The organism is Enterocloster alcoholdehydrogenati, from assembly GCF_013282095.1.
Taxonomy (GTDB): domain Bacteria; phylum Bacillota; class Clostridia; order Lachnospirales; family Lachnospiraceae; genus Enterocloster; species Enterocloster alcoholdehydrogenati.
Genome location: NZ_BLTJ01000015.1, coordinates 90,553 through 103,697, shown reverse-complemented (window position 1 = coordinate 103,697; position 13,145 = coordinate 90,553). Strand labels below are relative to the sequence as shown.

The 13,145-nt window shown below is 47.9% G+C and carries 6 protein-coding genes and 2 pseudogenes; all 8 read right to left on the bottom strand.

What is annotated here, in order from left to right; translation table 11 throughout:
• Nucleotides 1–103: 103 nt before the first annotated feature.
• Nucleotides 104–997 (bottom strand): annotated as a pseudogene (locus tag HW447_RS15510) (helicase-related protein); the annotation flags it as partial.
• A 1-nt stretch (nucleotide 998) separates the two neighbouring features.
• Complete coding sequence (locus tag HW447_RS15505; protein ID WP_004611678.1) at nucleotides 999–1,187, bottom strand: hypothetical protein; 189 nt, start codon at nucleotides 1,185–1,187, stop codon at nucleotides 999–1,001.
• Between the two features lie 119 nt (nucleotides 1,188–1,306).
• Nucleotides 1,307–2,572, bottom strand: a complete 1,266-nt coding sequence (locus HW447_RS15500; RefSeq protein WP_004611677.1) for a plasmid recombination protein — start codon at nucleotides 2,570–2,572, stop codon at nucleotides 1,307–1,309.
• A 180-nt stretch (nucleotides 2,573–2,752) separates the two neighbouring features.
• Nucleotides 2,753–3,775, bottom strand: a complete 1,023-nt coding sequence (locus HW447_RS15495; RefSeq protein WP_024724736.1) for an AAA family ATPase — start codon at nucleotides 3,773–3,775, stop codon at nucleotides 2,753–2,755.
• Between the two features lie 248 nt (nucleotides 3,776–4,023).
• Nucleotides 4,024–4,647: a type A-11 chloramphenicol O-acetyltransferase CatP gene (locus tag HW447_RS15490; RefSeq protein ID WP_002570989.1), complete on the bottom strand. Its 624-nt coding sequence runs from the start codon at nucleotides 4,645–4,647 to the stop codon at nucleotides 4,024–4,026.
• Nucleotides 4,648–4,828: 181 nt separating this feature from the next.
• Nucleotides 4,829–5,107 (bottom strand): TnpV protein, encoded by a 279-nt coding sequence (locus HW447_RS15485; protein ID WP_231112726.1) that lies wholly within the window; start codon nucleotides 5,105–5,107, stop codon nucleotides 4,829–4,831.
• A 17-nt stretch (nucleotides 5,108–5,124) separates the two neighbouring features.
• On the bottom strand, nucleotides 5,125–7,248 hold the full coding sequence (locus tag HW447_RS15480; RefSeq protein WP_004611674.1) for a recombinase family protein: 2,124 nt from the start codon (nucleotides 7,246–7,248) through the stop codon (nucleotides 5,125–5,127).
• 71 nt (nucleotides 7,249–7,319) lie between these two features.
• Nucleotides 7,320–10,778, bottom strand: a pseudogene (locus tag HW447_RS15475) (SNF2-related protein); the annotation flags it as partial.
• Between the last annotated feature and the right edge of the window lie 2,367 nt (nucleotides 10,779–13,145).

The following is a 13,145-nucleotide window of genomic DNA, read 5'->3' as shown; positions in this document are numbered from 1 at the left end:
ACTTTTTCACATCATGCTTCCTCACAGCCGTTACCAGCTGCTTTGGTGATGTCAGGCTACTGCTAATGGAATAGCAGGTTCGGTCAATAGCCGAACAATTAAATTATGCGACTTCGTGTCGCACCCACAGATAGGCGTCAAAGGTTCTTTCGGTCACATAGCGGTACACATGGACAAGGGGATTCTGGTTGCCCTGGCGCTCGATACGGCCTTTGCGCTGGGCGAGGTCTCCCGGTCTCCACGGACAGTCCAGATCATGAAGTGCCACCAGACGGTCCTGTACATTGGTGCCTGCGCCCATCTTGGCGGTGCTGCCCATAAGTACACGCACCTGACCGGTACGGACTTTGGAGAACAGCTCCTTTTTACGCACCTCGGTATTGGCTTCATGGATAAAAGCGATCTGGTCGGCAGGCATCCCCTGGGCAATGAGTTTCTGACGAATATCGTCATATACCGTAAAGACCGGTTCCTGCTCCGGCAGGGGTACAGCGCTTTCCAATGCATGAAGCAGTGGATTATCCAGCGTTTTCGCCGCCTTACTTGCAGGGGCTTTTGCCTGCGGGGTAGAAATGTCGCAGAATACCAGCTGGGTCAGCTTGTCAGCTTCTCCATCCCGCCAGATCTGCATGATGTTTTCCACGCACTGATTGACCTTTGTGCCGGGTTCATCCGGCAGCATCTGGTTGACGATCCTCTGGTCCAGCCCCAGCTTGCGGCCATCCGAGGTAATCTTGAGCATATTGTCCTGAGACGGGTCAACGGTTCCACTGTGTACCAGCGATGCGCGCTCCGAAAGAGCCTTGACCATTTCCTGCTGATGTTCGGTAGGCTGTGCCACAATGTTGTGGTATTCCACTTCCGGGGTAGGCAGATTCAGCTGGTCGGCAGTCTTAATGTCGGCCACTTCTTTGAACAGGTTCATCAGCTCCGGCAAATTAAAGAACTTGCTGAATCTCGTTCTTGCCCGGTAGCCGGTTCCCTCGGGGTCGAGTTTGTCAAGATACTTTTTGTGGATTTTCTAAATTAAACGATTTGTCCGTAAAGAAATCGCCCAAAACCTCGTGCTTGCAGATGTCTTGAAACACCGTATTCAAAGGCTTTTTGGCACTTTCAGACTGCTTTACATTTACGATGAATGTTGTCTTTCCAATGCATTGTGAATAAGAATGTTTCTGTTCTTTCATATAGTCCGTTCCTCTCTTTCATAAAATTTTGATTGATGGGTATTCACATTAGAACACCCATCAACCGCAGATTTTCAATATATCAACAAGTCATTAAGTCGTGAGTATAATGGAAAAGGTTATCTTTCCATACCACGCTTGTTTCTTCGAGCCTTGATACGCTCCTGTCGTTCTTTTTCCCTTGCTTCTTTTTCGGCTCGTTCCTGCGCTTCCTTAAAAGAAAAAAGTTGCTTCACTTTCTCGGTAAAAAGTTTAGCAACTTCGGGGAAATGCTCCAACGCTTGAAGAAAAGGTCTGCACTTTTCTTTCAGTTCGTCGTATTTGGTTTTCATTCTTTCAAGTGCGTTTGCACTGTCAAAATATTTCTGTCGGTAATAGTTTGCACTCTGTTCTAATTCGCTGATTTCCGCACGACTGGTAATGCCCTCTTTAGCAAGGGCAGTAAGCTCAGAATAATCCTCTTTGGAGATTGCCATTTTACCCGTGATTGTTTTCTGCCCCATACGGTCAATCTCGTTATAGGTTTTGGAAACATTACGGGCAGGCTCATACTTTATCTGTTCACGCTGAATACGCTTCTGCAACTTCTCTAATCGTTCCTTGTCCTGCTTGATTTGATATTGTAGGGAAGTAAGATGTTCCGCTGTACTTCCATATTCGCCACGCTGAAAGCCTTTGAAGCCTTGCTCCGTCATATGGTTAAACAATTCATCTTGCAGAATACTGTATGAAGCTCGGAACATCGGTTTTCCGTTCTTTCTGAGAAGCGGATTGCCTTTTTCGTCGGTCAGCGGAATATCCGATTTCCATTTCTTTGAATGGCTGATTTGATGAACAACTTCCTTAACCGTTCCTCGCAGTTTTTCATCTTTGCAACGCTTGCTCCATAGGATTTCTTTCTCCACCACAGGCAAAACCATAGCGTGAAGATGATAGTGGTAAACCTCTTTTCCAAGTTCCTCGGTTGCCGCTACATTGATTTCATCAGCGTGCATAACAGCCGATATGACATTATCAGCACCGAATTTTTCCTCGATAAAATGGAATGCTTCTTCGTAAAACTGCTTTGCATATTCGTAGCCGCCGTTACGCTCGAAGTACATTGTGTTCACATCAATCACAATCTCATTGAACAGCGTTGCGTCTTTCCTCAGCCCTCGAAGCGACACCATACCGTCAGTTTCCATCTGCTTTAATTGTTCCATATAGGTCGGGGCAAAAGGCTTTTTGAAATGCACATTATAGGGTATGCGTTCCTCAATCACATTCATATTTTCATAGGTTTCATTCTTGCGTTCGTTGTGCCTTTCTGCCTTGCTCACATCAGAAGCGGTGTACTTTTTAACCCTTGCACAACTCATATCCGCCTTGTTGTTTTTCGCCATTTTTGCTCTCCTTTCTCGGCAGGGCGAAGCCATTACACAACATTCTTTGAATGTGTGTAACCCACTATGACACTTTCAGACTTCGTCTGCAAAGATGTCGTGGGCAAGGGTGTTCCCCCTTGACCTCCTTTGATACCTCAATCACAAAAACAGACTGTCCCACCGACAGGCATTCTGTTTTTATTCTCTCGGTATATCGCTCATCGGCAAAGACCAATACCAAAGAAAACCTTTCTTCTTGGAGATAACTCCTGCGTTTTTCTTTGCCTTTTTGATGGTCGATTTCTTGAACCCTGCGGCTTCAAGTTTTTCTTCACAATCCGAAGAAAGCATTTCTCCGCCCTGCAACATTTCAATGAGAAATGATTTTGCTTTCATCTCTTTTTCATTCGGTCTGCCTATTTGTGGGGCAAGAGATAAAAACGCTTCTTCGGCTGTCATTTCCATTTCGGAAATGAAGTTCACACCTTTCTCGGCAACCTCAAAAAGAATTGCCGAACCTGTCGGAGCAAGATTTGATTTCACTTGCACCAAATATCTTTCCGCAGGTGCTTCCTTGTTCGGTGTGCGTGTGATTGCAAGAATGCTTCTTGCAGCACCCGCAATGTCAATCGAGCCGTTGGTGCGGTAGAGTGGATTATTATCTTTCATCTTGTTCATATGAGCGATAATGACAATCGCACAACCCGTATCTTTTGCAACCGCTATCAGATGGTTAAACTCCGCTCGTGTTTCGTTGGCATTATTCATAGAGCAATTCTCTCCGATATACGAACTCAACGGGTCAAGAATTAGAAGCTTTGCATTGTACTTTTCAATCGCTTCACGAATGCGGTTATCTCCGAAAGATAAAGTCTTTTCATCTTCCTTGATGAAGATAAGATTTTCTCCGTCTCCGCCGGCAGAATTGAAGCGGGGTACTACGGTATCGTCTGCGTCATCTTCCGTTGTCTGATAGATGATAGTCATAGGCTCATTTTCTTCCGTTTCGGTAAAGGGGATAGGTTCGCCCTTTGAGAGCAGGGCGGCGATGGAAAGCATTAACTTGCTTTTCCCATCGCCCGGATCTCCCTGCAATAGCGTAACTTTGCCAAACGGAATATACGGATACCACAGCCACTTTACTTCTTTCGGCTCGATTTCACTTGCCTTGATGATTTCAAGAGGTACGCTGAAATTCATTTCGTTTTCATTTAGTTTCATTTTTTCTTGTTCTCCTTTTCTCTGAAAATATAAAAACCACAGATTGATACTAAAACCTTGGTTGTGTTGCTTTTCGGGGCTTAAATCAAGGAAAAATCCTTGTTTTAAGCCTTTCAAAAAGAAACACAAGGTCTTTGTACTAACCTGTGGTTATGTATAAAATTGTAGATTTTAGGGTAACAAAAAACACCGTATTTCTACGATGTTTTTGCTTAAATACTTGTTTTTAGTTACAGACAAACCTGAAGTTAACTATTTATCAATTCCTGCAATTCGTTTACAAAACGGCAAATGTGAAATCCGTCACATACTGCGTGATGAACTTGAATTGCCAAAGGAAGTATAATTTTGTTATCTTCTTTATAATATTTCCCCATAGTAAAAATAGGAATCAAATAATCATATCCTTTCTGCAAATTCAGATTAAAGCCATCGAAGGTTGACCACGGTATCATAGATACATTAAAAATGTTTTCCGGAGCATTTGGCTTTCCTTCCATTCTATGATTGTTTCCATACCGTTGCGTATCACTTTCATAATCTGCTAAAAATGATTTAAAGTCAGACTTACACTCAGTCCAAAGGCTGGAAAATGTTTCAGTATCATTGTGAAATATTGTATAGCTTGGTATCATCTCATCATATATCCCCAATTCACCATCTTGATTGATTGCCGTCCTAAACTCTGAATGGCGGTTTACAATCATTGCAATATAATAAAGCATTGCAGGATATAGTTTCATTCCCTTTTCCTTTATTTGTGTGATATCCACTTTAACGGTCATGCTGTATGTACAAGGTACACTTGCAAAGTAGTGGTCAAAATACTCTTTTCTGTTCCAACTATTTTTATCAATTTTTTCAAATACCATCTAAGTTCCCTCTCAAATTCAAGTTTATCGCTCTAATGAACAAAGATATTATACCACATTTTTGTGAATTTTTCAACTTGCCCACTTCGACTGCACTCCCGACTTAATAACTTCTTGAACACTTGCCGAAAAAGAAAAACTGCCATCACTTGACAGCAGTTCTCTTTCGGATAGTATTCCGTTATGAATACACAATATCGTTTAATACGATTTCATCTACGCAAGCTCTGATATTGTTCATCAATCCTATCCATCTCATCATATCCACAGCCTTTAATTGCTCGGTAACGCCTTGCTTTCTTGCCATTTCCTTTATGAGATATTCAGCCATATCACAAGCCGAAGTGTCAATCTCGGCAAGGTGTTCATATAACTTTCCACTTGTCATCAGAGTGTAATATAAAACTCGCTTGTGTTCTTTCAAATATCGCTCTCGCATTCTTCCGTACCTTGAAAGCAAAGGTTTTTCTTCTGCGGTTAAGCAGGGGTAGTAATAGTCCCCGATAAGTTCATATCGGATACCCGTTCTTTCGTCTGTGATAAATCTTTGCATTGCAGCTTCTCCTTTTCTTTTTTATGGTGGTAAAATTCCAATGTTTTCTTATTGTGATTTACCCTTTGACATTCTTCGGAGCAGAATTTCTGTTGGCTGTGTGTAGGCCAATAGGAATTGCCGCACACAGCACATACACGCTGTCGGTAATAGTGATTTCCTCGTTCTGCTTCTCGGTCTGTTTTCTTTTTGTCTTGCCTTGCTTGATAGCAGCACTCTTTGGAACAGAACACCTGTCGGTTGCTTGTCGGGATAAACTCTTTGTTGCAATGAGGGCAAACCTTTGTCTTAACGATTTCGCCACCGTTTTCAGCGATTTTCTGTGCCTTTCGCTTTTCTCGGTAGGCTTTTTCACGCTTGCGCTGTCTTGCCAAGCGTTGCTGTTCCTCCTGCTCTTTCTGTGTTTCTATCTCGGCAAGTTCTTCTTCGGTATAGGCAATATCCACTTGACCGACATAGTTAAAATAAATATCGACCTTTTGTGTTCGTGCTTTTCCCACACCCTCTGCTTCATAAACCACTATCTTATCAACAAGTTCATTAAACATTGTATCGGAGATTTCCGTAGGATTTTTACACTTGCGTATCAGCGAAATGAAATGCTTAATATCAACGGAACTTACTTTTTCTTCGGCAAGTTCTGTTTTCATCGTTTCCATTTTCGTTTCCAACTCTGCCTGCTCGTCATCATACTGTTTCATCAGTTGCTTATACTGTCTTTCGGGCAGTAATCCCGACATAAGATTTTCATACAAGCCACGAACAAGGGTAGAGAGTTCGTCATAGCGTTTCTGACAGCGTTGCAGTTCCGATTGATTGTGTTTCGGCTTTTCCTCCTGTTTTTCATTCCAAAGAGATTGCAGTTCCAAAGCAAATGCTTGTTCATCATTCAGAACAAACCTTGAAAAGCGTTTGACAGATGATAATATCAAGGCTTCAACATTATCGGTACTAATCGAATGACTGGTACAACTGTTCACTCTGCTTGCATACCCACCGCAACGGTAAGAATACTGCACAGAACCGTCTTTTTTGCTGTAATGTGTCTGCAAAGTCATTCTTCTTCCGCAATCGGCACAGTACAAATATCCGCTTAAACGGTTGCTGTGCGTTCCCCAAGCCGAGGCACGATTTACTCTGCTTCTGCGTTTTTGAACGCTGTCCCAAAGTTCCTGCGATATGATAGGCTCGTGTGTATTCGGAAATACATACTGTTCTTCTTCGTCTGTGCTTTTTCTCTTGTGAAGTTTGAAATTTGTGCTTACCGACTTTCGCAAAACGGTGTGACCGAGATATTCCTGCCTGCCTAAAATATTTCTTATCGTTGACATTGCCCAAAGATAAGGGTTTGTGAACTTGTTGCCGTTGTACTGTTCGGGGTGGTATTCCTTTGCGTATGCCGCAGGGGTTAAAACTTTTTCTTCGGTCAGTATTTCTGCGATTGCCCTTGTACTTTTGCCATCATTGGCAAGAGTAAAGATACGCTTTACCACTTCCGAAGCCACAGGGTCAACCACAAGCGTTTGTTTGTCGCTCGGCAGTCGGTTATACCCATAAGGGATAGAACCGCTACAACGCTTTCCGTCTTTCATACGGGCATCGAATATAGCCTTGATTTTGTTGCTTGTGTCTTTGGCATACCATTCGTTCATAATATTCAAAAACGGAGCAAAGTCATTATCCGAAGCGTTGTTACTGTCAATACTGTTGTTAATTGCAAGGAAACGGACATTTTTCTGTGGAAACAGAACTTCCGTATAAAAACCTACTTGCAGATAATTTCGCCCCAATCGGCTCATATCCTTAACAATCAAGGTTTCTACATTTCCTGCTTCAACTTCTTTTATCAGAGATTGAAAGCCAGGGCGATTGAAATTTACACCCGAAAATCCGTCATCGGTAAAATGGCGAATGTTCTCAAAACCATTCCTACGGGCATAATCTTCGAGGTATTTCTTTTGATTGGTAATAGAATTACTCTCGCCAGTAAGGTCATCATCTCTTGACAAACGCTCGTAAAGTGCTGTAATTCTTGAAGTCCTTGACATTTTCTTATCCTCCTTTCCGTATGTATTTTTTCAATTTAGGACAGTTAATTTTTTTGTCCTATTAAAGTATAGCCCTCCGGTGCCAGCTCCAATGCTGTGACAGTCTCCCCAAATCGGGAAGCCCAGCAGTCGAAGTGGGTCATGTTCAGTTCTTGCAGGCGTTCATACTGAAGGTAGCGCTGCATGGTGTAAAGCTCGGTCATGGAGTTGCTGACCGGTGTGCCGGTGGCAAAGATCACGCCACGGTTTCCGGTGATCTCATCCATATAGCGGCACTTGGCAAACATATCGGAGGATTTCTGCGCGTCCGATGTGGATAAGCCTGCCACATTTCGCATTTTTGTGTATAGAAACAGGTTTTTATAGTTGTGGGCCTCATCCACGAACAGCCGGTCCACACCCAGTTGCTCAAAAGTTACCACATCGTCTTTTCGCCCCTCGGCTTGCAGCTTTTCCAGTCTGGCTTCCAGAGACTTTCTGGTACGCTCCAGCTGCTTGACGGTAAACCGCTCGCCGCCGCTGGCCTGCACCTCTGCGATGCCCTCGGTGATCTCGTCGATCTGCTCATAGAGAAGCCGTTCCTGACGCTCCCGGCTGATGGGGATACGCTCAAACTGGCTGTGTCCCATGATGATGGCGTCGTAGTTACCGGTGGCAATACGGGCGCAGAACTTTTTGCGGTTATGGGTCTCAAAGTCCTTTTTGGTTGTGACTAAGATGTTGGCAGAAGGATAGAGGCGCAGAAACTCCGATGCCCACTGCTCAGTCAGGTGGTTGGGAACCACAAAGAGAGATTTCTGGCACAAGCCCAGGCGTTTGGCTTCCATCGCAGCGGCCACCATCTCAAAGGTTTTGCCTGCGCCTACTTCGTGTGCCAGCAGGGTATTTCCGCCATACAGCACATGGGCGATGGCACTTTTCTGGTGTTCCCGCAGGGTAATGGCCGGGTTCATGCCGCCAAAAGTGATATGGCTGCCATCATACTCGCGGGGACGGGTAGAGTTCATTTCTTCGTTATACTGGCGCACCAAAGTCTGGCGGCGCTCCGGGTCTCTCCAGATCCAGTCCCTAAATGCTTCCCGGATAGCCTGCTGTTTTTGAGCAGCCAGGGTGGTCTCCTTGGCATTCAGCACGCGGCGCTCTTTTCCATCCGCGTCCTCTATGGTGTCATAGATACGGACATCCCGCAGGTTCAGACTGTCCTCCAAAATCTTATAAGCATTGGCGCGGCTGGTCCCATAGGTGGTATAAGCTGCCACATCGTTGTAGGATACGGAAGATTTCCCCTTGATCTGCCATTCAGCAGTAAATGAGGAATAATTGACCTCAATGCTGCGCTGGAGATAAAACGGGGTGTTGAAGGTCTCGTACATAAACTGCTGGATATATTCCTTGTCGATCCAGGTGGCACCAAGGCGCACCTCGATCTCCGACGCATCCAGGTCTTGGGGCTGGGCGGCGGTAAGAGCTTCCACATTGACTGCAAAAGAAGAGTCCTGCTGTGCCGCCCGCTGCGCCTGACGCAGTTTGCGGCGTACATTGCCGGAAAGGTATTCATCAGCAGTCACAAAATGGGGTGTGCCGTCCTGTTCCAGCTGTCCCGGTACACGGAAGATCACGCCTTGCAGCTCTCCGGCCAGTTCTTCTTTTGTTTTTCCGGTAAGCCGACTCATATAGCTCATATCTACGCAGGCCTTTTCCGAGATGGACACCGCCAGTGCTTCGCTTGCCGTATCCACAGTAGCCACTGCCTGATGGGGCTTGATGGTCCGTTTGGTGAACATATCCGCCTTGCGCTCCAGCTTTCCGTCCTCGTCGATAACTTCCAGCGCACAGAGCAGGTAATAGGAAGAATCATCTGCATAGGCCAGCCGATTTGCACGGTCGTTGATGAGACCGTATCTGGCAGAAAAGCTATCATAGAGCCGGTTCAGTTCCGCCTGTTTTTGGGTAATGGTGCTGTCTGGAACCGCTGCATCCATCTGAAGGTCGATCAGTTCCTGCACACAATCACGCAGTCCCACAAGACCTTTCACGCGGGCTTCGGCGGTGGCGTTGAGGTCAGGGCGCACCATGCGGCTGTTTTCCCGATAGTACACCTGCCCGTCTACAATGGCATAGGAATAGTTCTTCACATTTGGGTCGGCAGGAATGGAGGTGTCAATGGCTTCGCCTTCGCCCAGCTCCGGCAGCTCTGCCTCCTGATAAGTGCCATGAATGTACTTCACAGCATCATGCAGCTGGTCGGAAAGCTCCAGTCCCTCGATAGGGTTCACGGTGTAATCCATACCATGAGCAGTGCTTACCGGCTCCTGTCTGCCCAGCACCATTTCCGGGTGGTCGATAAAATACCGGTTGATGGCAAACCCATCCTGCGTCGTCGCGGACTGCGCCTGCTCGTTTCCGCCTTGCGGCGAAAAGCTCGCTTGCTCCGTCGCTCCTCCTTCTCCCACAAAGTCTTGCGACTTTGCGGGAACCCTGATAATGCCGGTCTGCGTCCACTCTGGTGCAATGTCCAGCGGGCGGTCCCGCTTTTGGAGGAAGATGATGTCCGATACCACCTCGGCACCGGCATTCTTTTTGAACGCGTCATTGGGCAGACGGATAGCTCCCAGCAGCTCGGCACGCTGGGCAAGATAGCGGCGCACGGTGGAATCTTTGGCGTCCATGGTATAGCGGGAGGTCACAAAAGCTACCACACCACCGGGACGCACCTGGTCCAGTGCTTTGGCGAAAAAGTAGTTGTGAATGCTAAAGTTCAGCTTATCGTAGGCTTTATCCCGGACCTGATACTGACCAAAAGGTACATTGCCGATGGCAAGGTCAAAGAAGTCACGCCTGTCGGTGGTCTCAAAGCCGCCTACTGTGATGTCCGCCTTGGGATAGAGCTGCTTTGCGATGCGCCCGGAAACCGGGTCCAGCTCCACGCCGTACAGACGACTGTTTCGCATTTCCTCCGGCAGCATACCGAAGAAATTGCCCACACCCATAGACGGCTCCAGAATATTTCCAGTCTCAAACCCCATACGGCCCACCGCTTCATAGATTGCCTGGATAACCGTAGGGCTGGTGTAATGGGCATTGAGGGTAGAGCTTCTGGCGGCGGCATATTCCTCCGGGGTCAGCAACTCTTTCAGCTGGGCATACTCTAAAGCCCATGCCAGTTTTTCCGGGTCAAAGGCATCTGAAAGACCGCCCCAGCCCACATAACGGGAAAGAATCTCCTGTTGTTCGGGGCTTGCCTGCTGTCCGGCAGCTTCCAGCTCTTTCAGCAAACGAATGGCATTAACATTTGCCTGGAACTTGGTTTTTGGACCGCCTTCGCCCAAATGCTCATCGGTAATGCGGAAGTTCTGTGCATTGCGGCGCAGGTTAGCCTTGTATTCCTCATAGGAGGCTTCCTCGGCAGCTTTGGCATTGGGGAAGGTCTGCCACTGGCCGTTGACCTGAATGGAAACCGGGTGTTCATCCAGCACTTCCTCAAAGGTTTTCTCCGGCTCAGTCACAGGGGCTGGTGGCTCTGGCTCCTCAATATGCAACCGTTCCACCACCACATCATAAGGCAGATTGTTCTTATCGCCCGGATAGACGGCCATGGTCTCGGAATGGAAGGTCGGGGATTCGGTAGCCGGTTGGGGCTGTTCCTGTCCAAAGCCGTCCTGCTGACGGGCATACATCCCGCGCAGCAAAGGCGCAACCTCATCCCAGCGGAAATACAGCACAGCCAGACGCTTTTCCTCTACATCCATGACTTCCAGTTCTATGCCCTGTGCCGTGGTACGGTAATCGGCAATATCGCCGGTCTCCAGATTCAGTGTCTCGATCTCACCGGAATAGGCTCTGCTCAACCAGTAGGCGATCTCGCTGTTGCTCCTGCCGGATTGCAGCAGCGTGGAAATCTGCTTTTTATCCGCTTCATCCATCAGTCCATTAGCTAATACATCCCGTAAGCCCTGATCTGCCTTGTCCGGGGCAATAGGAAGAAACTCGGTATAGTAAGCATTGCGGCGGTCTGCCCGAAGCAGCTGCTCGAACTGTTCTTTGCGCTCTGCCCGATAGATGGGATATACCATGCCGGTGGGCAGAAGCTGCACGGTGTCATCCCGCAGCTCGGTGATCTGATAGGCGTCATCCTCGATATACACGGTATCGCCCACGGCATAAACCGGGGCGGCAGGATCATAGGATGTTCTTTGCGGAGTTGGGCGGCGAACTGCGTCATATTCCTCATCGGAAATAGCAACTTCGGAAGTCTGCTCTGTCTCAGCAGCTGCGATCTGCTCTACATCCGACATCACCTGTTGGATAAACGGATCATTGTCCAGTTTTTCCGGGTCTGCCACCTGGCCGTTGACGATCCCTCTTTCTTCCAGAGCTTCCCGGATGGCGATTGGGTCGATGTCGTCAAAACGGTTCTGTTCTTCTTCGGTATAGAACCGGTCCTCCTGAATGAGCTGGGCAATCCGGCGCTGTACCTTCGGCCAGGGCAGCTGCGTTTCCTCCGGGCTGCCGGCACGGACAACGAACAGGCTGTTGCTGTTACTGCCGCCGTATTCCTGAGCCAGCCATGCGGCGGTATCTTTTTCTCTTGCATGGTCTTTCATATAGCGGACAACAGCGTGTTTACTCTCGATATTGCCGTTCCATGCACAAAGGGCAGTATCAATATCTTCCTGAGAAAGAGGGCGCAGAAGCTCATGGAGCTTTGGATAGGTCTCGTCGATCACTTCCCGGTGCAGACGCTGACGGAACTCCGGCACATCCGAATAGAGTCGGATCAGCTCCATATCCTTAGAACCAAGGACTGCACGGCGCACAGCGGCATTACCCTCGATGACAGCATTTTCACGGTCAGAATGACCGCAGGCATTGCGGTATGCGGTATCCTCGGAAATGGCGGCAGTCACCACAGGCTTATACTGCTCAAACTGCTCCCCAAGGGTAGGCTTTGGAGTTTCTTCCTCCACCTCCGGCTGCTGGGCTTGGATGGCATCTTCTTCTGCCAGTTCCTTTTCAGTCTGGATTTTGTCATACTGCGCCTGTTCCTGTTCGGTAAGATAGCGGCCTTTCTGGACAAGAGAGGTAATGCGTTTGGCAACCTTTTCCCAGTTCAAGTGAACATCCGGGCAGTCCTGCTTTTTATAGTGCAGTCCTTTCCCATCGTGATCTTCGCCGCTGTGTGTTGCGCCGGACAAGGCATGAGAGCGTCCGCCAATGCCATACTCGTCTTTGAGGAATCTCACTTTCTCCTTATCCGTATGGTTTGCCATGAAGAACGCATAGATACGGCCTTTTCCTCCGGCGAAACTGCTTCCGCCGGTCATGGCGGCGTCGATCTCATCCTCGGTAATAAAGTGCTGGACGATTGGCACTTGGGAAAGCTCTGAAGAAAAGGTCCTGCGGGGCAGGTCAAGGTCCTTCAGGTTCTCCCAGATCTCCCTCGGTCTATGATAGTGAAAACGCAACAGGTCACGGTCCTGCTGATAGGCAGTCCAGAAGGCAGCGTATTCTTCCTTGAGGGTCTGGCGGAAAGCCGGGTCACTCAGCTGCTCCGTCAGGCGGCGGGTCTCCTCTGGGAATCCATTGCCTTTGATCTCTGACAGGCAGGACAAATATCCGGCTTTTCTGGCGTCCTCACTGAGATCGTGATACAGATGCCAGAGCTTTTCCGAGAGGAGGGAGCGTTCATAGCCTGCCGCTTCTGCAAGCTCCACATTGGAGGCAAACTGACCACTTTCCAAAAGCTCCCCGATACGCTCTGCGGCGCGCTCCCAAGAAATGATCTGGGCAGACCTGTCATAACGGACAGACTTCCCGTGGGAAAGATGGATACCATCCTCGGCATACCATGCACTCACACTGCCAAGGCCGTTGCCGCCGTGGTACAGCGTTTTCAG